Raw genomic sequence first — 25177 nt, 5'->3', positions numbered from 1 at the left:
AAATTAGTCTTATGGTTCTAGTGCAAAAGCGGCATTTTTACTGGCATCATGCTTTACACGACTTTGACCATCGGTAGCCATAGTATAGACATGTAAATTTTGACCGAAAGCCGCCTTACCTATACCACTGTTATAACAGGACCCTAGTAAGGCTTACGGTGTGAACTCCTGGCTATAAATTCCAGTAGCCGTATCTAAGTCATACACTGCGGTAGACGCGATCACCATACCGTTGCTATTAGCATTAGATACAGCACCACAAGTCCCTTTTACCACACCAAAACTAAACACCGCAAAATTGTTTGGATGCCTGGCCTCAAAAGTGATTTCAAGGTCCTCTTCTGCCCCATTTGGTTTGTATTTCACAAAGCCACAACAATCTACAGCAGCAGGAGCACCATCAACATTTATGGTGAATATATCGGCAACACAACTTTCATTGTCAAACCTCATGACCATCTTAAATGCATCTGCAGTACCACCAGTAATGGCATTTCCTGTGGGATCATCCAACAAAATATCTGGCGCATTTTCACTAAGGCCTGCATTGTCATATTTAGGGACCTTAAGAATATCTCTTTGAATATTGCTGAGCAGATTCCCAGCCTTGTCAAACAGTTCTAATTTGAATTCATATAAGCCATCACCACCTGGTAACTGAGTCGTATCAAAATTAATAGTACTCATATTATAGGTTTGCTGATGCCATTGTGGTTCTGACGATTGCGCCACATTAAAAGGGGCCTCACTAGGTGATTGTGGTGGAATGATATACAGATTGTCGTTATCTCCAACAGAAAAAGGACCCAATTTTACACTGTCCGGCCCGATTTGAAGGTCACCATTAGAATCTAAATATTCATAATCATAGCCTTTTCTCACTTCACCTCCGAGACGGAATCAAGGGTTTAAAGGAATCGGCTACTGCCGATAAATCTGCAGACCTTAACTGACGGTAACTCCATCTATAATGATAAATACCAGTATTAGGAAGGTCACTACCAAAGCCCATATAAAATGAAGGTTTGCCTCCAAACGGACGTTTATAATCGCCCACAACTGATTCTAATATACCGGGGTCACCCGTAGCACCTGCATCTGTTAAACCAATACGGTTATACGCTGTTGCTTGATTTGGTGGTGACTGAAAGTGGTCCGTTTGCTGAATATGTCGCACGCTCGTATGGTGGCTTATCGTTCTTAAAAAAACCAGATCACCTCCTATAGGACAGTTACAACAGCAATCTCCTGGTACCCGAGGATCGGTAATTGTTATGTTGATATTTGTACCACAGGCGTAATTCCAATAGGTATGACATGGAATTGGTGGCTTGTACACCGTTGTCCATTCGCCATTAATGAAATATTCTACCCGGATATAAATGTCCGGCTTATCACCAAAGCATGAATAGGTAATGCTGGTATCAAATCTTCCATTGGCATCTGTTTTAACGACGGCCAGTTCTTTACAACGGTAAAAATAAGGCCACCACCAAGGCCATAAACAAAACCACGGATGGAATAAGGTGTAATTGTTTACAATAGATTCTCTAATAGTGTTGAGATTCCCCGAGGCGAGTTGTTGTTTTATCTCTGACCCAAGTTTTGGCAATTGTGCTGTTATTTCTTGACGCTTCATTTTTGCTGATTTCGTATCAAAGATATTCACAGCTTGGGTTTGCCCTACTACAGCGGGATCCAAACGCTCAAATGGCGGTGGATCTGGAAAAGGTCTTGGCACTGGTTTTATAAGTTCAGGTTTTAATATGGCATCCGGGATTTTTGCAATAATATGGTCCGGAATCCTATGGATCCAAAACCGTAGGTGATCAATCTCACAAATATGTACTCCGGCATTACAAACAGCCTTATTTTCCCAAACAAAGCCACTGTTAAACCATTTTGATAATTTTCCTGTGACACGACATTTACAATACAGCCAAAATTGAGAGAGGCTCTCTGGTATGGGTTGTATTTCAACGGTACCACTTTTTATAGTGCTTAGAATAGGTTCGTAAGCTTTATAGCTTTCCATTTCCTGAAGATTCGTCACCTTTAAAATGCGTTTATCGGTTGCAGGAGCAATAAATAATCGCAATTGATCTAAATTAGGGGGTGCTTTACCCTTATCAGAATTGCGTGTTTCCAGTGTATTAAAAACAAGTGTATTGTTTTCAGCTATTTGCTGTTGAAGCAATAGCCCTCTACAGTTAAAAAGAAAGCCTATGAGGTCTATTTTCTCATTGGGTTTCTGTTCGTAGTTCAAAGGCACCTTGAACCATGGTTTCTGTTCTTTTGATTTTTTTTTCATAATAACGTGTTTTAAGATAAGCTGCACTATTTGAAGTCGCCAAAGGCATACTGAAGTGACAGCGTTATGGCGTGTTTACTAAATAAATACACATTAAAATTATGAGTTATAACTAGGTTAAACAAGGGGGAATTCACCCCTTTTCATAAGGGGTTATACTTGTATTAAGAAAAATAAGCAGGTTTTATAAGCCGCAATAATTTTGAAATAGAATGCCTTAAAATACTAGTTTTTAATAGCATTCCACACGTTATGCTTCCCTTCAACCTCATCTCTACTTTGATTGATCGTATTCCAGTAACTTACCTTATTGTATGCATTTATTCCGGATTTAATAGGTTATCAACAAAATTCTCATCAGAACGCGTTCCAAAGGGATCTATGGAAATGTATTTGGGTAGTTTATCCACAATTATTTTAAATGTCATAGTCTCTTTATTAATTTGATGTGGTTTTAGATACAAAATGGTATCCGCTTTTGTTATCGCGTTAGGATGCTTTAAGAAAAGACCTATAGTAATTGGTTCATTAATGGAAATCTGCTTTATTTCTCCACTATATAAACTTTCAAAACGTTTCGCTTTCAGTTTAACTGTTACTTCGAAAGTCCCATTTTCTAAAGCTTTATAAACACTATCCTCAATACTTAAATCATAGGTTATTACTTTTTTAAACCAATCGTCAATTAGTTTATGATGCTCTTGTGGTGAAATGTTATAAATGGCGTTTAAAAACTCTAAAGAATGCACACTCAAATGCGCGTCATCACGGTGGTTTGTTACCAAGGTTTTTAATACTTGATTTACTTTATCTTCACCAATCAAATCTCGCAAAGCAAGCATTACTGTATAGTTCTTCCCATAAGCTAAGTAGCCTTCTTCATCTACTAGATACAAAGGTGGCTCCGCTAAAGAGGCAGAAGCTCTACCCGAAAAATAACGCCTATTAGCCGTTTGACTCAATTGATAAACGGCTCGTTTACCGTAAATTTTTTCCATCACAACAGCTTCTGTATATTTAGCAAAACCTTCGGTGAACAGTGATCCTCCTTCTACAATTTTTGGTGTTAGTATATGCCCCCACCATTGATGTGCTACTTCATGAATGGTTCTTTTTGCAACTAAATTAAAGGCCTCTGTGTCTCTAACATCAGATAAGTACAACTTATCTTCTACCATACTAATCACGCCTGGATGTGCAAAGCCACCATAGCCTTTGGACAAGAATTAGAATCTGTAGGCACGCGATTTAAAAAAATTGGCGCTGTTGTGCGCTGTGATGAATTGATGAGCGGTAATAACACAGATAATGTGCTTGATGTACAGGTAGGATTGGCAAAGGTGGGCGTGCTTAGAGCATTAAGCGAAGCCATATTTCACTCCAATCCATCTAGTGATGATGACGCTGAGTTTTCGGGTCTGCCATTCTATCTTTCTACAACAAGCGCTCAAGAGGTACAATATGATACGGGTAGAGGTATGATTGGCGGCTTATCAGAACTTGAAGCTAGAGTCTGCCCTGGAGATGATGGGTTGGGTACTGGCGCCGATCTCTTTGTGATGTCTAGCAGAGCACGCTGGCGACTCATTAAGGAAATCGAAGATAAAGGGCTTAATCCGAGTTTTTCTTTTGTGAGCTCACTCAAAAAATTCAATTACACTTTCACGGTTTACCAGTCCTTACTGGCAGAGTACGAGAACCAGGTGGAGCCAGTGCAAGCCTTACGGAAGCATGGGCCTTGAAGTTATTTGGTCCTAGTGGTATTCGCATCCTTCATATTGGAGGGGATCATTTTGGACTTCATACCGATGAAGTTAATACTATGGCTACTATGGATGCTCAGGGCGAAGTGAGTTCAGCCTCTTCAGGCATTGCTGTATATGGCATCTATTCATTACTGGTTCCGGAACCACAAAGTGTGGCTCGCCTCCTTCAAGTGCCTACCCAAGATCCCTTTACGCTACCCTAAATAAAAAGAGCATGGGAAATTTTAAAACAGATTCAGAAATTGAAGCGTTGAATGAAGTGGACTTAGTGGCAGAAATCAAAAGCATTAAGGAACTCCTTTTTTATAACGAATTCGCATCTAATCAAGATAAGTTAGAACATGAGGCCTATTGGCAAAAACTAAATAATAGACTTAAAACCTTACGTAAAACACAGTTAAAAGAACGATTGTCCGTGGGTAGACATGTTGTTGCCCAAGATAACACCATACCACACAATGGGAGAAAACTAGGCCCTCCGGACATAATTGGTGAGCTTACCGAAGATGATTTGCGTCAAATTCTTGAAGCGTCTAAGGATTTAGAAAAACACGACCCACAGGTAAAGCACTCTTTACAGGCCATATTAACAAGAAGAGAGCAAGAACTTGACGCACTCGCTATACAAAACAACCACGCTGAAGGTCCCCAAGGAGACTTATTAAATCAAGGTCATTACAATGCGGAAAGAAGACGATTAAGCCGGCCTGCACATAATCAAGCATGGACAGAAAATGAAACTGAAAGACAGCATTATGGGAGTCAACGAAATCGGAAACCATTGCGCGAGAGCATGGTGTTGTTTTTATTCCTTTAGGAGATTTAAGCGATAGAGCGCAATATCAACAGGAATATGATAGGTTACAGCGCATGATCGCACAGCACGAATTAGCGCATCGCACTAGTAAAGATGCTTATGCGCATATGGATGGGTTAGATAAAGTTTTATTAGCCTTTAGTGAATTAAAAAATAGTGATATTCTCACTAATGATATTAAGGAAGAACTCAATAAATTATTACAGCCAGCCAATATCGCACTTTTTTCAGCCATTTTTGCCGCCTTTTTATTGTTACAATCTGGTGGCCCTTTAGCATGGATAGCTACTGGAGCAGGTATCGTTTTACTTATTGCTACTTTTGGTACCCATGTTATAGATTTAGGGCGGGCTCTTGCTGCTATTGCCAATGCAGAAAATGAAATTGAGTTTAGGCAAGGTGTAGAATTATTGGCACAGACCATAGCAAAACTGGGTATAGATTTTCTAATCACCATCGTTTCAATGGGTGCGGCTAAGATTGCTGGAAAAGCAGCATCAACTATTAGAGAGCGATTTAAGGTTCCTGAAGCACCAGCAACTCCAAATCCATCACCATCACGTTATCCACCAGGCGGAAGACGCTTACCCCTGTATAGAAAGCCACCTCCGCAGCTGGTATCACCTATACCACCTAATACAGGGCCCCCAAGATATCCTCTAGGAGGACGCAGATTAACAATGTATACTCCGGAAACGGTCCCGTCTAGGCCAGGAGGTGCACCTACTAAAGCCTCAAATCCGGCGACAGACCCGGAAGGCTATATGAAAGCCTGGGCGAGTGAAGCTGTAAGAGATAGAGCTTTAAGTCTAAAACAATTAATGGAAGCAAATCTTGCAGAACGCGCGTTTCGGTCTATAACCGCTGGCGTTGGAGCTTCTATAGAGTCCCTCGCGCCCGGATTGGTAACCAACCCGTCCGGCGTGGTTAGTCGTGAAATAGGTTTAGTACGGCTTTGGGTGTCTAGCTCAGGAAAGTATGTGCCAAGAAAACCATGGTGGCAAAATAATGTTTGGGAAGATCTCGTGCCTTGGATTAAAAAGGCAAATAAGGCTTCAAGAACTCACCATGCCGAGCGGCAGTTAATTACAGCCAATAGTAAAATATTTATTATTGGAGCTACAAAACCTTATTGCCCCCATTGTGCAGCACATCTCTATTTGAATAAAATAACTCCAGCTACAAACTATACTCGCATGGGAATAAAAAGACTGCAAGCTTTTCTTAATGAAATTGGTGTTTCGGGAAAAGTGTTACAAAAGCATGTTATTGCTTTACGTACACTTTTTGGCTTACAACCTCATTGAAACTGCAAGTGCTGGGGCATTTATCACTAAACCATGTATATTTCTATGATGTTATTCCATAGATATAGAATGGACGAATAACAAACTTTAGCCTACCGTTTGTTAGGTATGGAATAATTATTTAACAAACACACCCACCCGTTTTAATTTAACTCTGTCATGATTTCCGAGAATAATTCGTAAGAACGTATTCTGTCGTTTACCTCGTAAATATTGGTGACCGCGATAAGTTCATCGGCATTAGTTTTCGCTATAAACGCTTTTACTTGGGCCTTAACTGTGGCTTTACTACCAATAAAAGAATATTTTAGCATTTGATGTACTTGTGGGTGTTGCATCAAGTCCCTAAACTCATCTGTCATAGCTGTTGGAGGTTGTACATAATCCCGTTTACCTGTAAATATTCCAACAATCATACGAATTAAAGAAGTGGATAGGCGTTCGGCTTCTTCATCGGTATCTGCTATTATAATATTTACTCCAGTGATTACATAAGGTTTCTCTAAGTGTTTTGAGGGTTGAAATTCTTTACGGTAAATGTCAAGTGCTTCCCATAAATGCGTGGTTGCAAAGTGACTCGCAAAGGCATAAGGCAATCCTTTTTTTGCAGCTAAATGCGCACTATCTGTACTAGAGCCTAAAATATAAATAGGGACTTTAACACCCTCGGCTACGGTGGCACGCACTTTAGCACCTGCATTTTCGACAGAAAAGTAGGTTTCTATTTTTTCTAATTCCTTAGGAAAGGAATGGGCGGCTTGCATAAAATCCGAACGTATGGCTTGTGCGGTCTCCCTGTCGGTTCCTGGTGCTCTCCCTAAACCGAGATCAATGCGATCGGGATATAAAGCGGCTAAGGTACCAAATTGTTCCGCCACAAGTAATGGGGAGTGGTTGGGTAGCATGATTCCTCCGAGAACCAATGCGAAGTGTGGTTGTGCCTTGGGCAACATACCCAATTAATACAGACGTTGCACTACTCGCTATGTTAACGGCATTGTGGTGTTCTGCCAACCAATATCCGGTGTAGCCAAAGCTTTCAGCCCGTTGCGCCAATGCAAGCGCATTGTTATAGGTTTCTTTAAGCGTATGGTCTTTAGAAACTAAAGCAAGGTCCAAGATGGAGTATCGGGTGTGTTTGGTGTTCATAAACGTATAAGTGAGCTGTATTGTACGGTTTGAATCTAAAACGAAACAGAATGCGTCATTGCATCGCCGCGTTTATCACTTGTATTTACAAAGATACTATTTATGTGCAAAAGGGGATTTAGTCTAATGTGATTACCTCACTCTTTAAGACCCACTTCCCATTAATCTGCTCACTGCGTGTTACGGTAATCTTACTGGGACCTGTTTTTTTAAAAACATCGATAAGATCGAGGTTTTTATGAACGCTAGTATTTATTACAATAGGCTCGGTAAGTAAAGTTCCATTGGTTGCATTAAAAACATAGAGGGTCTTGGTATTGGGTTTAAAATCCCAAAAACCAATCTCGTCTGCACCGTCGTTATTAAGGTCTTTTAAATTTTCCAATTGTGATTGGTACGCCCCTTGGATTGTGATGGACTCTAAGTCCTTCGCACTAAAAGTAATTACACTGTTGCACGCCCCTTTACACGAAATCAGGGCGTCGCTTCCAGCCTCCGTTTTTGTAGTAGTGCTTATTTCCGGAGAGATCACCGTTGCATAGTCTGATATATCATCGCCGTTAAAATCACCGAACAGCTGCCTGTTCTCAGATTGAAAAGCCATATTTTCACGTGCACTGGGAAAAATGGGAGCATCAAGATCTTTAGCATTTTTAGCAACCCCTTCTCTTATTATTTGGAACGCACCATTTCTAAACATTACAGAAAGATAAGCGGGATAGTCTGCTTCTATTCCGTTATAGTTAACGCGTTTGGTGAAGGCTACTAAATAGCTTCCTGCCTCTTTCGTGATAACAAGGTCATCATTTAAAATACGCTGTGTATAGTCCGGAAACTGTTGAAACAGTAAATTCTTATCGCGTTGCACTTGGGGCCTGGTGCGCTCTTTGCCATAATAGTTTACCCTAGCCATATAGTCGCGTCCTAGATATGGTGCCTTGAGTTGTGTATGGGCTTCGTTCCATTTTTTTACAAATTGACGCACTTCTTTTTCACCTTCAGGATTGATCTCATTGCAACCAAGTAATAGTAAGACAAACAGGCAGGACATCAACGGGAAATACTTCATAGATTTAATGGAATTTTAGCTTTAAAATTGAATCATAAAGATACATGATTTTTTGTTGACTTTAGGTTTCATGTGTTTACATAAAAGCACTAATTTGATCATGCCTTTATGTAATTATATAAGATGGATGCTCTATTTTCCTATTCTGTAAGTGCAACAGACTGTTTTGATACTAAAAAAAAGCCACTTACACCAAGGTCCGTCTTTTTTGGTTTTTATAAGAGATCATGTATACTGATATAAAAAATTGCCAACGCAACAAAACAGATCTATTTAAAGTTTTATTGTTTTCTCTCACAGAAAGGTTTTATGGCAGGGTAAGAATGGTGAGAAAATAAAGTATATTGCCTAAAAACAGAATTAGAAACTAATTACTCCTAAATAAACCCTTATTTAAAACAACTACTCAATTTTAAAACAACTATTAAATGGATTTTACAAACCCGTTGGTTTATGCAATTCCTTGTTTTTTAGGCTTTATTGCAATAGAGCTTACCTACAGCAAAGCTTTTGATAACAAACAACTCTATAAATGGAAAGATTTGTTATCAAGTCTATCGCTTGGTATTGGGTCTGTAATAGTCGGTGCGCTCGTGAAAACAGTAGCCGTAGTCTTGGTTTTTAATTTTGCTTATGAACTATTCAATCCTATGTTAGATGGCGTTCGTACAAATATAATGGGCTATGAGTCTTTTGGATATGCCTGGTACCTGTGGTTGATTTGTATGCTTTTAGATGATTATTCTTATTACTGGTTCCATCGACAAAATCATATGATCCGCTTTTTATGGGCAGCACATATTGTTCATCATTCTTCAGACAATTTTAACTTAGGAACTGCTGTACGCAACGGTTGGTTCACTATTTTTTATAAGCCTTTTTTTTATGTTTGGATTGTAATCATTGGTTTTCCACCGGAAATGCTAGTTGTTTGTATGGGAATTGAGGCCATATGGCAATTTCAACTCCACACGCAGTACATAAAAAAAATGGGGTTTATAGAAAAATTTATAAATACCCACACCATGCACCAAGTACACCACGCGCGAAATATTGAATATATGGACAAAAACCATGGGGGGATTCTCAATATTTTCGATAGGCTTTTTGGAACTTGGAAAGAATTAGACGATTCCATCGCTATAGAATACGGGGTTTCTGTACCTCCGATTCGTATAACCTGTATGTTATTTTAACCCACGAATACAAAAACATTTGGGACGACATCAAGAAGTCAAGCAATTGGTATCATAAGTTTATGTATGTTTTTGGTCCGCCTGGCTGGAGCCATGATGGCAGTACCCTGACCATAAAGCAAATAAGGAGAGAAATGGTAAAAGCACCTGAAAGCAGCCTTGTAAAGACGGCCTTATCCTAAAACTATAAACAACCCTGTCTGATTCATTTTAGTTTTAGGGAAAAAGAATAGAAACAGAACGTGAAAGTGGGGTAATGCTTCTCTTTTTCCTTAACAAGACCAGTTGTTACTCATTGCTTATCAACACAGTAAAAACAATCCTTTTATTATATTAATAAAGGGCGTATTTGCAACTAATTTAATTATATTTGATAATACCAATAACTACTTATACGCTATTGAATGATGAAGAAAGAACTTGTGGTTCTTGATTTTTTTAAAAATAAATCTTTTTTAGATACTTTATTTTACCTGTCTATTTTTGTTTCAGTAATGGTTAGCTTATTTTTAGAAAAAAAGTGTTTATTGTACACGGTTCCTGTTGTTATTTTCATCATCTTTTTAAAATATATCAGTCTTACCAAAAAGAAAGCAAACCTTCTTTTTGTTTTTGCCTTGAGTACTGTAATCGTTTCAGATAGTTTAGCCTTTTACTGTTTTGAAGATTATTTTATGTGGATTACTCTATTTACTTCTGCTTATTTAGTGTGCTCTACAATCCTACTCATAAAATATTTAGATAAGCGCAAATTAAAATCATTATTATCTATATCCTTGCTTATCGGTTTTTTATTAGTGGCTTACCTATTGTATGCTATCCTTGAATTGCTAATGAACTATATTCCAGATCATTTACTTTTCTTAACTTTTTTATGTGCTTCTAGCCTCGCCGTTTATCTAATCACCATTTCAATGGTTTATGTCAATGATAATTATGGCAATGGCGTTTTGCTTCTAATATCTCGGACTTTTTTATTTTTTCCAGTTTGCTTTAAGTCCTATTAATGAGTTTTTATATTATAACAGAACGTTTACCGTGTTAATAATAATAGCTCATATTTTGTCCATCTATCTTTTTATGAAATTTATAGCTGAAACTAAGGTTATTACTTCCCGCGACATGAAAGAAAACTATTTTTAAGAATTAAGCGTTTCTGTTTTTATAGCGTTTCACAGCATCTTATAAAGATGATGTTTTAAAAATGGATGTTATAATTAACTTGAGAAACTTTATAAAAGGGCTGTTTCCCTATTAGTCTTCATTTTGCGTTAAAAGTGAATTGGCTAAGCCGTTAAAGGGACTCTCTTCATCTTTAGCCAATGCATTAAGTAATTTTTTAGATTTAGTAGTATTTAGGTAACTTAAGCCTGTTAGTGCACGTGTTTTCCAACCGTTTATTATGCTTTTTTTAATTTGAACCCTAGCGGAATCAAGAGACATTTCTGATGCAATTTGCAAGTCTTCTTTACTTAAACCAGTTTCAATTTTTTGTTCAGAAATTAGCTTTTGGTTCATACGCATCCGATTCAATTCGGATCCTGTTGTACTTTCTAGATATTGAGCAGGAGGTCCTTCCTGAAAACCATTAAATAACAGGGGTTCCGGATTAGAAACGTTTTCCAATAACAATTGGATAAGCGCTTTGTCTTCATTGATACCACAATTTGAAGTCTGCCATTCTGTATATATTTTGTTCGCATTCACATTGATTTGAGCCTGAGAAAAAAGACCTATAATCAAAAATCCTGTGATACAAATAATATGTTTTGTTTTAAATAAATACATGATTTTTAATATTAAATTGATTCTGAAATTAATTTGCAGGAAAAGCCCCATCTGTCCAAATACGCTTATCAATACTTAAACAAGTTGCAGAAGATGCATTATGCCCACAACCTCGGTAGGGGCTCCTGGTCTTGCATTGTAGACGCTATTTATAGCCGAATTAGATAACAAATGCGCCCGAAAAAGCTGCCCTTCAGTAATAAATTCCCTAGTGCTGCTAGCAGAATGCATGATTCCTGTCTGATTGAAATTGGCATTACTATTGGTATGAAACAATCCAAAATCATGCCCTAATTCATGTACGAGCAAATCTGAAAGTGTGTTTTCTCCCATAGCTACAAAATCACTACCAATAGAACACGCCTGCCCTCCGGAACTTCCTCCATCTACAGTCCCCACGTAATAAATATTAATTTTATTGGCATCCTTACCTATATCATTTTCAATCCCTGATTGAAGCGCACAGGTATAATTATAATACGTTGGGGCATCCGGGTCGCCTGTAGCATCTACAATTTCAAAAGGACTAAACCGCACGCCCATTCTTTCGGTATTCCAAACATTGGCCGTATAAATACAATGACTGATGGCAAGTGCGCGTTGTGTCGCAAAATTGCCTTTTACTATCCAAACTTTTACTGGAATCTGTATCATATTGTTAAAATTCAAATCGGGTTCATCACGATTGGCGGTCCAGTTTACTGGAGTTGTAATGGCCACAGGACGTTCACTATTAAACCCTATGATTTCCCCATTGGTACCCGCTCCTGTAAAGCTTCCTATATTTCTCAAATTAGAGGAAGCTGTAAAGCTATTATCATTTTGCTGTACGCCTCCCTTGATGCCATCAACTAAGATCCCTGTTTCACTGGAAGAAGCGTTATTGATTTTTACCAAATCATCATCCTGGGGCACAGGTGAGCAGAAATAAGAAAAGCGGCAATATCATATATTGCATGCCTTTAATTTGTTTTTTTTGATATAGTGTATGCATGTTTTCCCAAAATTTAATTCATTACAAACAAATTTAGGATATTGAAAATCAGATAACCACGGGTATTTCCCCTTTTTTTCACGGGACATTTCCCCTTTTTTTTTGAATTTTGGAGATGCAAAGTGATTACATTGAGCTGTCTTTCTTGCATTCAAACGTTACCGAGTCTTGAGTTTAACTTCTATACTGTTTGGTTAACTGGCGTGGTTTGATTAGATAAAATACGCTCAGATTATAAGTGTTTTTATTATGTATTTATTGTTTTTTCATGGCTCTTATGTTGTCAAACAATTCCTTGTACAACCCGCGAGCGATTAATACTTTCATGATCTCATTGGTGCCCGCATAAATTACGGCCACTCTATTATCGGCATACATTACGGCAATGGGGTACTCCCACATATAACCATAGCCGCCAAATAATTGTAGACACTCATCGACCACTTTACCATGCATGTCTGTGGCAGAAAACTTCGCCATCGAAGCACTTTCTGCCGTGAGTTGATTCTGTGATAATAAGCGTGTACAGCGATCTACAAATGCTTGATGTATTTGTAATTGCGTCGCACACTCAGCAAGTTTGAATTGTGTGTTTTGGAATCCAGCAATGGGTTTCTTAAAAGCGGTTCTTGTGGAGGTGTATTCTATGGTGTTTTCTATGGCGCCCTCTGCTCCTCCAATAGCATTAATGGCTACGGTTAAACGCTCCCTAGGCAATTCAGCCATCATGATTTTAAAACCCAAACCTTCTTCTCCTAATAGATTTTCTTTAGGAACTTTGACATTATCAAAAAATAATTCACAGGTATCTTGTGCTTTCATACCTATTTTTTTTAGAGGAACTCCTTTTTCAAAACCTTCAAAGTGACTCTCTATTATTAACAAAGACACGCCTTCGTTCGAGGTGCCGAGACTGGGTTTTTACTGCGACTATAGACATATCACTCATATACCCATTGGTTATGAAGGTTTTCTGCCCATTTACCAAATAATAGTCTCCTTTATCCTCGGCCGTTGTTTTAATGGCTTTCAAATCACTACCACAATTTGGCTCAGTCATACCTAAGGACGTAATCATTTTTCCTGTAGCCATTAAAGGAAGGTATTTTTGTTTTTGAGACTCGGTACCATATTTTAATAAATATGGAGCAATAATATCTGAGTGTAATGAAAACCCTGGACCACTGATGCCTTTTTTTGCCAATTCTTCAATAAATAATGCGCTAAAGCTAAAATCTAAACCACTACCACCATAGCGTTCCGGCATGTCGATACACAGTAAACCCAATGCGCCCGTACGTTCCCAAATCTCTCGGGAAACCATACCCTTTTTTTCCCATTCATCGGTGTGGGCTATAATTTCATTGTTGATGAAATCTTGAATCATTTGTTGCATCATGTGATGTTCTTCTGATGCATAGATTTCTCGTGCTAATAAAACATTTTGTAACATATCTCCTCCTCTATTAATGTGCTTTTTCTTATAAAATATAGTAGGCTTTCAAGGGTTTAAAAGTATTCTTTATAATAATAATTTTTAAAACCATTAGCGTCATCTTACATGTAAGCATTATTATAGACACAAATTACGGTTTACATCAAAATTAATGGGTATTTCTTTGAGATAATTGAGATTGGTGACGCTTTTAAAATAAAAAAAAGATGCTTCAATTATAAACTGAAACATCTTTTAGCGACTAATTAATTATTTTTTTATTTTACAATCAATCTTTTTACAATCGCATTATTGCCTTCAGATTTAATTTTTACAACGTAAATACCGGAACTAAGTCCTAAGCTGTTGGCCGAAAAAGTAGTCACACCAGACTGCAGTTTTGTTTCATGTTTTTGCTGTCCTAGAATGGAATAAATGCGCACCGTCATTGCTTTGCTGTTCATATGGCTCACACTCAGTGAGAATTGATCTCGTGTTGGATTAGGGGTCATTAGTATGGTTAACCCATCTTCATCTTCGGTGCCATACATTGGCGTTACACCAGTATAATCAGTCCCTTTTTGTGCTACTACAGAACCTCCACACGATCCTTCATAAATTTTGACATTGGAAAAAGTGGAGTTATTTCCGAGCCTGCATCATTATCATTAATAAATACTAATCGATCCATATTTCCAGTATAGAATGCCCCTACAGGAATGATATAGTTTTTAGTACCACTAACATAGTTATTATAGTTGGTGACTCCATAATTTTGATTTCCATGAACTTTGAAATATCTAGTGGACGATAATGTATTATCATTTTCAAAACCAAGCCCATGAATTTCTCCTTCAGAGGTACTACTAAAATCAAATGCGATCACTGTATTTGGAGTTACTGTATAATTTAGAGGGATATATTTCCATGTATTATTTTGTAAAGCTAATGTCGTTCCACTTGCTGTATAATTCCCTGCTGCATCTTGATTAGAAAAAGAAAGGAGTTGGAAAGCATCAAAATTAATAGAATCACATGTTGAAGGCGGTGTTACAGTATCATTTTGAATGTGTATCGCATCAATAGCGATATCACTTTGCCATCCACTACTGCCCGAACCGGTAACCGCATTAAAACGCAATTGGACGCTTGCTTCTCCAGCAAATGCAGAAAGTGCTATACTGGCTTGATTCCAATTGGCGCCTTGTGTTCCTGTTCTATTAAAGACAGGCACCCATTCGCCAGTGTTGTTGGTTCTTGCTTCGACATCTAAGGTTTCTATGGCTGTTCCCTGCATATGATATTGGAACACTAACGTGGGCGTATCGAGCGCGCTAAAATCTAAGCATGGAGAATTTAAAATGGCTCTTTTATTTGGGAATCCTGTGCCATCTCCTGAAGCTTCTACATAAAGGTAGAAGTTACCGTCTGCGCCACTACTAGGTCCTGTTCCGAGAAGAGGGTGTGCCGCCGAATCTCCTGGTCCAGTCCAAATCATCAACTGAGGTCTCTTGAGACCAATCTCCAAGGGTAGTTTCAAAACTTTCTGTGCTAGGGAAATTAGAAATGTTCCCTACACAGTCCGTAGACCCTGGGCCATCTATATTAGCACCTATTTGAATGGCATCAATAGCAACATCTCCTGTGTAATTACTGCCGGTAACCGTGTTAATTCTTAATTGTACACTTGTATTTCCTGCATAAGCATCCAGATCAATAATTACGGCATTCCAATCACTACCTTGTGCACCAGTTTTACTAAAAAGGCTCACCCAATTGCCGGCATTTCCTGTTCGTGCTTCTACAGTTAATGTCCCAATAGTAGCACCAAACATATGATATTGAAAACCAAATTTAGCCGTTGACAAACTACTTAAATCTAAACAGGGCGAATTTAAAATCGCTCTTTTTGTTGGATATCCTGTTCCATTTCCTGAGGCTTCCACATAGATATACGAAGTACCATCAATAGCACTGCTGGGTCCAGTACCAGTAGAAGGTGTGCCGCCTGAATTGATTGTCCAGTTTAAATCATCCCCAGTAGCTTGTTTCCAGGCACCTAAATTGCCTTCAAAACTCTCACTATATGGGAAAATAGATACATTTCCTGAACAAATCTCACCAGTAGGAGGAGATGGATCTAATGCACCATCAATATCAAATCGAGAAAAGAAATTCCAAATTTCTTGTGAAGTGTTTACGTTCCCTCCATTCCAGCTATGCCCTTTGCCTTGAACTGTAATAAATTCTGCCGTGACACCATTATCACCATTATCCCAAATAGCGCGTGTAGACCCACCTCCTAATTGAATAACTTCGGTGTAGCATCCCCATTGTTGTAATCAGACCAGTATTCCATTACATCCTTTATAGGTTTATTAGACCCGTTACCGTTTATAGAAATGGTACCATCATTAGTCCCTGTGATTTGTAATACCGCAGTTGGGTGTTGTGGTTGACATTGGTTAGTATCTATCCAACTTCTAGTCATACTTCCCGCTACCGAAGCCACAGCTGCAATTCTTGAACTTAATTCGCAGGCGAGTCTATAACTAAAAAAGCCACCATTTGAAAATCCAGTGGCGTAAATACGTTTATCATTAATATTATAATCCGATTGAATTTTATTGATTAAAGCGTCTGAAAACCCTAAATCATCCTCATTACCACCAAAACTATTATTTATAGCCCACCCGGAGAAAAATCCTCCTAAACCTTGAGGAGTGACAAATATAAATTGATTGTCTTCTGCCAATTGCTGAAAAGCACTTTGGTTATATTGAATATTAATCGTGTTTGTAAAGCCATGAAAATTTAATATGAGAGGCGCTGGTTTACTAGCATCGTAACTTTGTGGGACATAAAGACGGTATTGCCTTGTTTTTCCATCGTGTTGTAATGTGGCGTTAATAACTTGCTGTGCGTAACCAGAGAGTGTGGTTGAGAGGGTAAGAAGCAAAAGTACTAAAGTTCTTTTGGCGAGGGTAATTTTGGTGTTCATTGTAATGGTTTTAAGGTTAATTAATTAAAAAATATGATCTATTCATATAGATGTCATACTGTTAAAAAACAACAAAACACACAATTTACCTTACTAATATAGTTAATATATTGAATTAATTTTAATTTTATAAGTGTTTTTTTGTTGAATTAATAAAAATAAGCCTTTTCACAAATTAGAGAAAAGGCTTTCAGAATCAGCTAATACCATCTTTGTTTTTAGTTCGTTTTAAGGGGTTTAAAAGGAAAAATAAAGAAAGCGTAACATGTATCTTACGCTCTAAAATTAAATTGAGAGCTCATGGTAAAAGCGCTATTACATGGGGTGAATATACTTTGTAGTTGTCTTAAACATACATTACGTAAAAACGTTTACTCGCTATACTCTATTGTGATAAAGAGGTATTCGTAGCACTCCTTCTTTATATAGGAACTATAAAAAAAGAACAGCATCTAAAATCCTTATAGATGCTGTTCTTAACTGGATTTACTAGATTATTTTAAAGATTTCATATCAATTACAAACCTATATTTAACATCATTATTGGTAATACGCTCGTAAGCTGTGTTTATATCTTGCATGTCTATAAGCTCAATATCACTCGTAATATTATGTTCTCCACAAAAATCTAACATCTCTTGTGTTTCTTTAATACCACCAATTAGAGAGCCCGCAATTCGCTTACGTCCCATAATAATACTCCCACCATGAAATGGCTTTAAAGGCTCTACGGCACCAACTAAAACCATGGTTGCGTCAATTTTAAGTAACCCTAAATAGGGATCCATTTCATGACCTACCGGAATGGTGTTTAAAATAAAATCGAAACTCCCTTGGTGTTTTTTCATGTCCTCCTGATCTTTAGAGACTAAAACGTCATGAGCGCCTAAACGTTTGGCATCTTGTCCTTTTTCTCGGTGATGTTGTAATCATGACCACATGTGCCCCCAATGCATAGGCAAATTTAACGCCCATATGTCCTAAGCCGCCCAAACCAATCACGCCTACTTTGTCTCCTTTTTTCACTTTCCAGTGGCTTAATGGCGACCAAGTTGTCACACCTGCACATAATAAAGGAGCCGTTGCCGCGGCATCTAAATGTTCCGGAATACGTAGAACAAACTTTTCATCTACAACGACTGATGTTGAATAGCCTCCATAGGTTTGTGCGCCTTCAATATATTCATCTCGGACTATTATACGTAAATGTGGCTCCTTTTTCACAAAACTGTTCTAAATCTTGCTCGCAAGAGGAGCAGGTTTGGCAAGAATCTACCATACACCCTACACCTACTGCATCGCCTACTTTGTAGTTATTGACCCCATGACCAACTTCTACTACGCGACCAATAATCTCGTGTCCTGGCACTACTGGATATGTTGATCCTTTCCAGTCGTTTCTCACGGTATGTATATCACTATGACAGACACCACAATAGGTAATATTAATTTTTACGTCGTCTGTTCCTACAGCTCTTCTTTGTATGTTTAAAGGTTTTAAATCTGCTGTTGCTGCTGTTGCTCCATATGCTTTTACTGTTGTCGTTGCCATAATTATGCGTTTTTTAAAGTTACTTTTAATTCAATTTCTGTATTAATACTTTAGATACAGGGTGCACTTGTTTAGCTTTATGTGCTAATTACTGGAATTGTTCTACCTCAATATTTGGCACATCTCCTTCTAGGTTGAAGCAAATTTTTGCAATGCTTCCCTCTTCAAAAGTAACGCTTACATCAACCTCTAAAACTGTTACTGTAAAATTAGCTTCGTTTAGCAAGACATTTAATTCCATAGTAAAACAACCGGCATGCGCTGCCCCAATTAATTCTTCAGGATTTTGGTTCCTTGCGCTCCATCTTCAAAACGTGTGTGACAGGAATATTGTGTTTTATTTAGAGCTTTACTTCCTGTAGTAAGGTTTCCTAGTTCTTATATACCACTGCCTTTCCATTCTGCATTCTCTTTTCTTGTAAATTTCATCATGTGTTTTTAGTTAAACAGTTTCTTTAGCCGCTTTTGGATAATCTATATACCCTTTCGCTCCTGTGGTGTAAAATGTATCTTCATCCCATTCTGCTAGATCAAAGTTATTTTCAAAACGTTCTACTAAATCCGGATTAGAGATGTATGGCTTCCCGTAGGCGACTAAATCGGCATAGCCTTCCTCGATAATTTTATTTCCTTTTTCTTGATCAAACGCAGTGTTAATCATTAATGTTCCGTTATACAACGGCCGGAAATGCTTAGCGATTTCTGTAACAGCATAAGGTATTTCTGAAACATCGGAAAAAGGTTCAGAAAGATGCACATAGGCAAGATTATAATTGTTTAACTTTTTTATAAGGTATTCAAAGGTTGGGATAGTGTCTTCATTCATAGTCATACCAAACAAACCATCTAACGACGGATTAAAGCGTGCACCTATTTTTTCCTGTGGAATGACTTCTTTCATGGCGTCGAGGACTTCGAAAAAGAAACGGGTTTTGTTTTCAATGCTTCCGCCATAGGCATCGGTTCTTTTATTAGATAAACCATTAAAAAATTGATGAAACAAATAGCCATTAGAAGAGTGTATTTCCACACCATCAAAACCTGCTTTTACTGCATTTGCAGCTGCCTTTTGAAAATCTTTTACCGTTGTTTTAATCTCTTCAACAGTCATTTCTTTGGGCGTAACCGTATCTTTAAAGCCTTCTGGAGTATATGATTTAGCGTTTGGGTTTATGGCTGAAGCCGATAATGGTAACTTCCCGTTATGAAAATCGGGTGAGACATCCGTCCTACATGCCATAGTTGAATAAAGATTTTTCCACCGTTATCATGTACACGTTGGGTTACTTTTTTCCACCCTTCAACTTGCTCGTCTGAATAAATACCAGGAGTATTTACATACCCTACAGCTTGAGTAGACACTTGCGAGCCTTCAGTAATAATTAAACCTGCAGATGCACGTTGCTCATAATACAAACCATGCAAATCATCTGTTGGTATGTGGCCCGCATTATCTGCTCTACTACGCGTCATGGGTGCCATAACGACTCTGTTATTTAGGGAAATGTTTTTGTTATATGGGGTTAATAAATGTTGTTTGCTCATGTATTCATTTTATAATTTGTTAATGCAAACAAATATAAAGCACTACAACACCAATGGTATTGACCTAAATCAATTAGGATAGATTTAACTTTTTTCTAACTCTACTTAAGTTTTCCGGCGTGACCCCTAAGTAGTTTGCAATGTCATAATTTGGAACTCTGTCTTCTATATTAGGATAAGAGTTACAGAATTCGAGATAACGTTCTTGTGTGTTTTTTTCTTGTGCAGACAAAATTCGTTTGCGTTGCGCAATGAAAGCACTCGTGATTAAAATTCTAAAATAACGCTCAAAAACAGGGGCTTCAGCGTAAATTTTTTGAAGGCTATTATAATTAATGGATAGTAGTTGAGCGTCTTCTATGGCTTCTATATAAATATTTGAAGATCCTTGATTGTAAAATGCATCAAAATCACCAATCCACCAATTTTCTACTGCAAATTGAATGATGTGCCTGTGTCCTTTATTGTCTATGTAATAAGCCTTTAAGCATCCTTTTACAACAAAATATTCGTGTTTTACAAAAGTCCCTGGTTTTAATAAAAAAGCACCTTTTTTAACTGAAATTTCATTTAAAACCGAATTAAATAAGTGTATAGCAGGCGCTGTTGTATGGATATGATCTCTAATGTGTTTGGTGATTGAAGGATACATACTACAAAGATGATAAATTGATTGGCTTTTCGCAATACGAAAAGTAATGAATCACTGCGTTTATTTTAAATTCCAAAATTAGACTTTAGAACGTTACTAATTATTCCAAAAAGCATGTCTTGAGTTGAGGTTAGTGTGATTAATCTGCCACTTACGATTCATTCATTATTTTGAAATGACATCAAAAATTATTGGAACAGCATTAAGGATTGGTATAGAAAATAGTTGCACCATTTATTTAATAGTGCCTAGGCCAATAGCGTTTTTTAGAGATCGTTGACATAATTAAGGGTATTATAGTTTTAAGCTTTAAAATGTTAAAAAAAGAAATTGTTCTAAACTAGAATAGCCTTATGTGCTAGTGCCATTAGAAATACATTTTAGGTATCATACTTCTTAAACTATCATACTATGTACAAAATACAAAATTGAAAAAACAGTTTCTACTTCCTCCGGCGATGAACTCGCGACCTCTACTGCAGTATCAACAATAGTTTGCCAACCTAATCCAGCTGTAAATACTGGAATTAACTGCATCCATTTTGGTCTATTAGCATCAAAAGCATTTCTATAAACTGTTGGGAAAGCTACGACAGAAATTATTATTGCAAATAATACAAAGTAATAATCTTGGTACACTTCACTTGGAGAACCAAAGTTTCTCGCTTCCTTATAAAAGGCATAGAATGGCTGAATTAATACACCAATAAATAGTGCTAGCCATTGGAATATAGCTTTGGGTCCCGACGCAGGGTTCTCGCCGCCTACACCTGATTTGAAAATTGAAGGTTCGGAAGTGTTACGGTAAAGCGAAAAATAGTTTTGTGAATCCATAAAAATAAATTTAAAATATTAATTTACCTGAATTGTTATCGTTTTAGTTATACTATTAGAGAGGTCATCTAAAGCACTAACTTTAATAAAAACCGGTGTTGATAAATCAAAATCACCTGTATCGGTATGGAAAGTAACAGTCATATTCCCATATTGATCAGTTGTTGCATTATTAAGACCTGTAAATCTCCCGACTTCTACTTCTTGGTCTAAAATGGTCCGGAATGCTTTAAAATCAGCAGAAGTTCCTTCACTTACCACTCCTTCATTACGCGTTAAAAAGGTGTTTAAGGTCACCGATGAGGCCTGGGTAATAACGACAGCGGAAGGCTCAACAATAATATTATCTGCATAAGCCCTATGGGTTACAATATTAGATTCTGCAATGTAGGTTTTAGACTTTGCGGTAACCTTAGCATTAAAAAATAAAGGATCTACTCTATTGGGAATACGTACTGTTACTGTCGCGACTCCATTTGCATCTATAGGACGTGATGCTGTTGCTCCTGCTATTCCAAGAAAGTCGCCTGCAGATTTATTAAATTCAATGGTTTGAATATTATCTTCTGCTTCTGCAGAGATACTTGCTCTTAATACAATCAAAGACTCACCGTTAGCTAAAACAGAAGTAATAGATTCTTGACTTTCATTTTGTGTCTCTAACGTAATCACGTTGTCATTAAAACGGTCATCATCGTTATGACACGAACAAACAATGAGCGTTATAAAAATTAAATAGAAATATTTCATTATCGTGCTATATAAAAGTTTGTAAATGTCTTAATGCAATGACCGGTTCCCACCAGTATTTCCCTTTTGTACTATCTTCGGGGTATATATCTCCATTTTTATCGTCGTTTACTTTGACATCAATAACAACTGGAAGTTACGGAGTAGCATTTGCATTTTTAAATTTTATCTTAGTCCCAAACTCTTCAGAGAATTCATTAGTTTTACTATTGAAAGGAATTACTATTGTACTCTTTCCATCTTGAAAGGTAAAAAGGTTAGGATGCCTTAATGCACAAGTAATAAAACCATTAACAGGACCCGAATGATTGGGGTCCATTTTCACAACTATTTTTATTCTCACACTTTCAGTAGATATTTTTTCACCGAAGCCGAAGCGTTAAATAGTAAAATATTGTTAACTGGACTGTATGATATGCGGTTAAATGATAAGTTAGCTGACATAATTTATTGTGTTGTGTTTAATATTTTACCTACACTACCTAGCGCTTGTGCTATATCTAAATCGACAGAGAAAGATATGGTGGGTGAGACTTTAAAGGTTTGAGTATCTATTAACGGGTTTGGATTGGTTTTATAATGCATTAAGGCGCCTGCATTAATTCTAAACGTTCTGTTTAACCGCCATCCAACGCCAGTAAGTAAGCTGCTTTTACCAAATAAAGGCTCAAAATTGTCCGGCTTATCGGTTAAAAGTTGTGCCATTCCTAAATAGATGCTAAAGCGTTTAAAAAACGCATCCCAACCTTCTAAATCAGAAAACAAGGCTTCTCGGTTAACGGGTCTAAAATAGAAGTTAGTACCTTCATAGATAAAAACACTTTCTAAAGAAAAGGCATATACTAACCCTAAATCTATACCTATATAAGCGTTTTTTTTCGCGGTCAGGTCCATATAAATTGCTTCTTCTATAGAAATAATATCCCTTATAAAAGCATCATTTAATATATTTGGAATGGAAGACGCTAAGGCATTTATTTCGGCAGTTTTTAATTCAATTTTCTTTAACTGTTCTAATACATTAGAAATGGCATCTCTTATTTTTTTAATTTGAACGACTTCAGAGGCTTTAAGTATCGCTTTGTTTTCAGCATTAGTCACGTTTTTCGAGACTATTTTATTAAAAAAGGATTGTATAAGTATGATGGCGTTTTTATCTAATTTACCTTCTCGGTTCTAAAGTTGTACCAACTATTTTATATTTTCTATTCAGTACGGCATCTAAATTATACTTAAAATCATCAAAGAAATAGGAGCCAAAGCTTTCTATGGTCACCGTTCCGTTTCCTACAGCAGAAGCATTTACTGGCGATGCTAGTATCTTTGTTAATTTCTGTGAAGGTTTTACATCTCCATTGACTATCTTGAAAACAGTAGTGATAACACTTGTATCCTCTTCAACGGTTTCAAAGATCCGATTAATGGACCGTGAGAGGTTATCCTTTAGAGTACTCATCTCAACCGACTTATTGCCCAAACTGTCTATTGTGGGAAATAAATAAGACTCGTATAAGGGTAAATTAATAGACATTGAGATACCATCAGAATTATAGAAAGTATCTGCTTTCGCATACCTTTTTATAAGTTGTTTCAAATCAGATTTAAAATCTGCAATACTAGTCGCGCTAATAGTCTCTAGGTCTGAAAACCTCAATTTCACTAAGTTGAAAGTTTCAGCTTTTAAGCTTTCTTTATCGGTAATACTTAAATTAATTTTCTTAAAGGCTCTAAAATTAAATTGGTAAGGCACATTGGGATGCAGAGGCCTGATGGCTTCAGGAAATACGGCGACACCTACCGATTTTTTAATCCTTAATGGGAATGAATCACCTTTAAAATAATGCCAAGATTTCTTGACATTGGGATTAATTTCATAGGTGAAATAAATAGAATCGTATTCCGTTTTAAAGCTTTCAAATGTAAAGCTTTGATCGAATGGCAATACAGTGGCGGTTGCCTCAGTATTAATATCAATTTTTATATTTTGGTTTTTTTTGGTTTGACTCATTACTATGCTCATACATAATAATGTCGCACTAATTAGGAAAATGGTCTTTTGCTTCATAGTAATTAAATAATATATTTAACTCTTGGTTGGTAATCATTCTATTGCTATTAAAGCCTCTTGGGAGAGAATATTGTTGTCTTAGGGAAGTAATATGTAATAAATATAAAAAAAAATATCCATCGGTGAAATGAATCTTGCCTTTTTTATTGTTTTAATACGATTAATGCGTCGTGCTTATATTTATGATATTTGAAGTAATTAGCGTTTTAAACTTCCATTTCATGGGCAAACTATGAACAACATTGAGAATAATATTTAGTGAAATCCCGTCGCCCTCTTTTTGTTTTTTTAATATTTAAAACCCACTATCTGTAGGATTATAGTCCCAACCTGCAATGGTCTTCTCTCCTCTTGTTTGTAAGTACATGGTCTGTCATTACTAAATCTCGACACCCTTTGGTTTAAGTTTTTAACTCCTGATTAAGGCTAAAAAAAACCACTTTAAATAGTTTTAAAATGGTTTTGTCTAAAATTTTAATAAAAATTTTAACATTGATAAAGACCACTCCATGGATCATAACAACAAACTTTCTCACCATCTACCATTATAAACGAGCCGTCTCCGCCACATCTACGTGATGGTCGTCCTCCGCCAATTATACCTTTTTGCTCCTTTGAAGTTAATTTTTGAGCGCCTTCCAAATTTAATAGTGATTTTTTCATAATTTAAAAGTTTTATGTTAATAAATAAATCGAAATAAATTTAGTGATTATTTTATGTGTTAAAAACTATTACATTTTACAAATTATTTATCAAATTTTAAATGCTTTTGTTGTATTTATATTAATTTATTGGTAATTATTAAATTTAACATCATCATGAAGATTGTTTTTCTCCGTTCTGATCTGAGATCAAATCTTTTTATTTTGCTAATAATAGCAAGTATTTAGCGTTAATATTTTTCAAAACACTTATAGAAATTACTGTTCAAATTTTTATCCT

General features: G+C 36.9%; 25 protein-coding genes and 5 pseudogenes. 6 read left to right on the top strand and 24 right to left on the bottom strand.

The features are described 5' to 3' along the window. Positions 1-153 precede the first annotated feature (153 nt). From N7U66_RS01800 to N7U66_RS01790, 3 genes are all read right to left on the bottom strand, one after another. Positions 154-882 (bottom strand): hypothetical protein, encoded by a 729-nt coding sequence (locus N7U66_RS01800; protein WP_267677068.1) that lies wholly within the window; start codon positions 880-882, stop codon positions 154-156. 1 nt (position 883) lies between these two features. Further along, on the bottom strand, positions 884-2311 hold the full coding sequence (locus N7U66_RS01795) for a hypothetical protein (protein ID WP_267677067.1): 1428 nt from the start codon (positions 2309-2311) through the stop codon (positions 884-886). 320 nt (positions 2312-2631) lie between these two features. Beyond that, positions 2632-3534: a M1 family aminopeptidase gene (locus N7U66_RS01790; protein WP_267677066.1), complete on the bottom strand. Its 903-nt coding sequence runs from the start codon at positions 3532-3534 to the stop codon at positions 2632-2634. Between N7U66_RS01790 and N7U66_RS01785 the strand changes: the two genes are divergently transcribed. The 4 genes from N7U66_RS01785 to N7U66_RS01770 are packed head-to-tail and all read left to right on the top strand — an operon-like array spanning position 3505 to position 6201. Then, positions 3505-4053, top strand: coding sequence for a hypothetical protein (locus N7U66_RS01785; protein WP_267677065.1), 549 nt, complete (start codon positions 3505-3507; stop codon positions 4051-4053). The genes N7U66_RS01790 and N7U66_RS01785 overlap by 30 nt on opposite strands. After that, entirely contained in the window at positions 4050-4280 is a 231-nt protein-coding gene (locus tag N7U66_RS01780; protein ID WP_267677064.1) for a hypothetical protein, read from the top strand. Before N7U66_RS01785 ends, N7U66_RS01780 begins: the two co-directional genes overlap by 4 nt. An 11-nt stretch (positions 4281-4291) precedes the next feature. Next, positions 4292-4894: a hypothetical protein gene (locus N7U66_RS01775; protein ID WP_267677063.1), complete on the top strand. Its 603-nt coding sequence runs from the start codon at positions 4292-4294 to the stop codon at positions 4892-4894. Between the two features lie 53 nt (positions 4895-4947). After that, entirely contained in the window at positions 4948-6201 is a 1254-nt protein-coding gene (locus tag N7U66_RS01770) for a hypothetical protein (protein WP_267677061.1), read from the top strand. Between the two features lie 143 nt (positions 6202-6344). On the opposite strand, the pseudogene N7U66_RS01765 reads toward N7U66_RS01770, so the two are convergent. Both N7U66_RS01765 and N7U66_RS01760 read right to left on the bottom strand, forming a co-directional pair. Beyond that, a pseudogene (locus N7U66_RS01765) lies at positions 6345-7350 on the bottom strand (LLM class flavin-dependent oxidoreductase). Between the two features lie 118 nt (positions 7351-7468). Further along, complete coding sequence (locus N7U66_RS01760) at positions 7469-8419, bottom strand: hypothetical protein (RefSeq protein ID WP_267677060.1); 951 nt, start codon at positions 8417-8419, stop codon at positions 7469-7471. Between the two features lie 428 nt (positions 8420-8847). Between N7U66_RS01760 and N7U66_RS01755 the strand changes: the two are divergent. Together N7U66_RS01755 and N7U66_RS01750 are read left to right on the top strand one after the other, a co-directional pair. After that, a pseudogene (locus N7U66_RS01755) lies at positions 8848-9797 on the top strand (sterol desaturase family protein). A gap of 222 nt (positions 9798-10019) precedes the next feature. Further along, on the top strand, positions 10020-10622 hold the full coding sequence (locus tag N7U66_RS01750) for a hypothetical protein (protein WP_267677059.1): 603 nt from the start codon (positions 10020-10022) through the stop codon (positions 10620-10622). 247 nt (positions 10623-10869) lie between these two features. Here N7U66_RS01750 and N7U66_RS01745 read toward each other — a convergent pair whose 3' ends face one another. From N7U66_RS01745 to N7U66_RS01660, 19 genes and pseudogenes are all read right to left on the bottom strand, one after another. Then, positions 10870-11403, bottom strand: a complete 534-nt coding sequence (locus N7U66_RS01745) for a hypothetical protein (RefSeq protein WP_267677058.1) — start codon at positions 11401-11403, stop codon at positions 10870-10872. A gap of 75 nt (positions 11404-11478) precedes the next feature. Beyond that, on the bottom strand, positions 11479-12318 hold the full coding sequence (locus tag N7U66_RS01740) for a M66 family metalloprotease (RefSeq protein WP_267677057.1): 840 nt from the start codon (positions 12316-12318) through the stop codon (positions 11479-11481). 334 nt (positions 12319-12652) lie between these two features. Beyond that, the gene (locus N7U66_RS01735; RefSeq protein ID WP_267677056.1) at positions 12653-13219 is read right to left on the bottom strand and encodes an acyl-CoA dehydrogenase family protein; all 567 of its coding nucleotides are present in this window, start codon (positions 13217-13219) and stop codon (positions 12653-12655) included. Positions 13220-13256: 37 nt separating this feature from the next. Continuing rightward, a complete protein-coding gene (locus tag N7U66_RS01730; RefSeq protein ID WP_267677055.1) occupies positions 13257-13850 on the bottom strand; it encodes an acyl-CoA dehydrogenase family protein in 594 nt (197 codons plus the stop codon). 260 nt (positions 13851-14110) lie between these two features. After that, positions 14111-14383 carry a T9SS type A sorting domain-containing protein gene (locus N7U66_RS01725; RefSeq protein ID WP_267677054.1) on the bottom strand — a complete coding sequence of 91 codons (273 nt, stop codon included), beginning with the start codon at positions 14381-14383 and terminating at the stop codon, positions 14111-14113. A gap of 38 nt (positions 14384-14421) precedes the next feature. Beyond that, positions 14422-15330, bottom strand: coding sequence for a hypothetical protein (locus N7U66_RS01720; protein WP_267677053.1), 909 nt, complete (start codon positions 15328-15330; stop codon positions 14422-14424). Beyond that, positions 15272-15778, bottom strand: a complete 507-nt coding sequence (locus N7U66_RS01715; RefSeq protein ID WP_390886614.1) for a hypothetical protein — start codon at positions 15776-15778, stop codon at positions 15272-15274. The genes N7U66_RS01720 and N7U66_RS01715 overlap by 59 nt, the downstream gene beginning before the upstream one ends. 21 nt (positions 15779-15799) lie before the next feature. Continuing rightward, positions 15800-15928, bottom strand: a pseudogene (locus N7U66_RS22410) (hypothetical protein); the annotation flags it as partial. Between the two features lie 206 nt (positions 15929-16134). Further along, positions 16135-16833, bottom strand: a complete 699-nt coding sequence (locus tag N7U66_RS01710) for an alpha/beta hydrolase family esterase (RefSeq protein WP_267677052.1) — start codon at positions 16831-16833, stop codon at positions 16135-16137. 494 nt (positions 16834-17327) lie between these two features. Then, positions 17328-18385, bottom strand: a pseudogene (locus N7U66_RS01705) (NAD(P)-dependent alcohol dehydrogenase). Positions 18386-18473: 88 nt separating this feature from the next. Further along, positions 18474-18626 (bottom strand): hypothetical protein, encoded by a 153-nt coding sequence (locus N7U66_RS21230; protein WP_313791373.1) that lies wholly within the window; start codon positions 18624-18626, stop codon positions 18474-18476. 201 nt (positions 18627-18827) lie between these two features. Continuing rightward, positions 18828-19930: pseudogene (locus N7U66_RS01695) on the bottom strand (alkene reductase). A 73-nt stretch (positions 19931-20003) separates the two neighbouring features. After that, complete coding sequence (locus N7U66_RS01690) at positions 20004-20582, bottom strand: Crp/Fnr family transcriptional regulator (RefSeq protein ID WP_267677051.1); 579 nt, start codon at positions 20580-20582, stop codon at positions 20004-20006. Between the two features lie 396 nt (positions 20583-20978). After that, positions 20979-21416: a hypothetical protein gene (locus tag N7U66_RS01685; protein WP_267677050.1), complete on the bottom strand. Its 438-nt coding sequence runs from the start codon at positions 21414-21416 to the stop codon at positions 20979-20981. Between the two features lie 18 nt (positions 21417-21434). Further along, positions 21435-22166: a hypothetical protein gene (locus N7U66_RS01680; RefSeq protein WP_267677049.1), complete on the bottom strand. Its 732-nt coding sequence runs from the start codon at positions 22164-22166 to the stop codon at positions 21435-21437. A 136-nt stretch (positions 22167-22302) separates the two neighbouring features. Next, complete coding sequence (locus N7U66_RS01675; protein ID WP_267677048.1) at positions 22303-22509, bottom strand: hypothetical protein; 207 nt, start codon at positions 22507-22509, stop codon at positions 22303-22305. Positions 22510-22613: 104 nt separating this feature from the next. Continuing rightward, positions 22614-23267, bottom strand: a complete 654-nt coding sequence (locus N7U66_RS01670; protein WP_267677047.1) for a hypothetical protein — start codon at positions 23265-23267, stop codon at positions 22614-22616. A gap of 61 nt (positions 23268-23328) precedes the next feature. After that, positions 23329-24174 (bottom strand): hypothetical protein, encoded by an 846-nt coding sequence (locus tag N7U66_RS01665; RefSeq protein ID WP_267677046.1) that lies wholly within the window; start codon positions 24172-24174, stop codon positions 23329-23331. 546 nt (positions 24175-24720) lie between these two features. Next, on the bottom strand, positions 24721-24897 hold the full coding sequence (locus N7U66_RS01660; protein WP_267677045.1) for a hypothetical protein: 177 nt from the start codon (positions 24895-24897) through the stop codon (positions 24721-24723). Between the last annotated feature and the right edge of the window lie 280 nt (positions 24898-25177).

It is taken from the genome of Lacinutrix neustonica (assembly GCF_026625145.1).
GTDB lineage: Bacteria > Bacteroidota > Bacteroidia > Flavobacteriales > Flavobacteriaceae > Lacinutrix > Lacinutrix neustonica.
Note: the sequence above shows the minus strand (reverse complement) of the source record. Positions and strands in the feature narration are given on the sequence as shown.

Bases quoted from the DNA above. Each gene is read 5' to 3' on its own strand.
- N7U66_RS01730 (WP_267677055.1), bottom strand. From the start codon at position 13,850: ATGTTACAAAATGTTTTATTAGCACGAGAAATCTATGCATCAGAAGAA.
- N7U66_RS01690 (WP_267677051.1), bottom strand. From the start codon at position 20,582: ATGTATCCTTCAATCACCAAACACATTAGAGATCATATCCATACAACA.
- N7U66_RS01750 (WP_267677059.1), top strand. From the start codon at position 10,020: ATGATGAAGAAAGAACTTGTGGTTCTTGATTTTTTTAAAAATAAATCT.
- N7U66_RS01735 (WP_267677056.1), bottom strand. From the start codon at position 13,219: ATGAAAGCACAAGATACCTGTGAATTATTTTTTGATAATGTCAAAGTT.
- N7U66_RS01680 (WP_267677049.1), bottom strand. From the start codon at position 22,166: ATGAAATATTTCTATTTAATTTTTATAACGCTCATTGTTTGTTCGTGT.
- N7U66_RS01710 (WP_267677052.1), bottom strand. From the start codon at position 16,833: ATGAACACCAAAATTACCCTCGCCAAAAGAACTTTAGTACTTTTGCTT.
- N7U66_RS01775 (WP_267677063.1), top strand. From the start codon at position 4,292: ATGGGAAATTTTAAAACAGATTCAGAAATTGAAGCGTTGAATGAAGTG.
- N7U66_RS01725 (WP_267677054.1), bottom strand. From the start codon at position 14,383: ATGTATGGCACCGAAGATGAAGATGGGTTAACCATACTAATGACCCCT.
- N7U66_RS01785 (WP_267677065.1), top strand. From the start codon at position 3,505: ATGTGCAAAGCCACCATAGCCTTTGGACAAGAATTAGAATCTGTAGGC.
- N7U66_RS01745 (WP_267677058.1), bottom strand. From the start codon at position 11,403: ATGTATTTATTTAAAACAAAACATATTATTTGTATCACAGGATTTTTG.
- N7U66_RS01770 (WP_267677061.1), top strand. From the start codon at position 4,948: ATGATCGCACAGCACGAATTAGCGCATCGCACTAGTAAAGATGCTTAT.
- N7U66_RS01660 (WP_267677045.1), bottom strand. From the start codon at position 24,897: ATGAAAAAATCACTATTAAATTTGGAAGGCGCTCAAAAATTAACTTCA.
- N7U66_RS21230 (WP_313791373.1), bottom strand. From the start codon at position 18,626: ATGGAATTAAATGTCTTGCTAAACGAAGCTAATTTTACAGTAACAGTT.
- N7U66_RS01685 (WP_267677050.1), bottom strand. From the start codon at position 21,416: ATGGATTCACAAAACTATTTTTCGCTTTACCGTAACACTTCCGAACCT.
- N7U66_RS01795 (WP_267677067.1), bottom strand. From the start codon at position 2,311: ATGAAAAAAAAATCAAAAGAACAGAAACCATGGTTCAAGGTGCCTTTG.
- N7U66_RS01760 (WP_267677060.1), bottom strand. From the start codon at position 8,419: ATGAAGTATTTCCCGTTGATGTCCTGCCTGTTTGTCTTACTATTACTT.
- N7U66_RS01720 (WP_267677053.1), bottom strand. From the start codon at position 15,330: ATGATTTGGACTGGACCAGGAGATTCGGCGGCACACCCTCTTCTCGGA.
- N7U66_RS01665 (WP_267677046.1), bottom strand. From the start codon at position 24,174: ATGAGTCAAACCAAAAAAAACCAAAATATAAAAATTGATATTAATACT.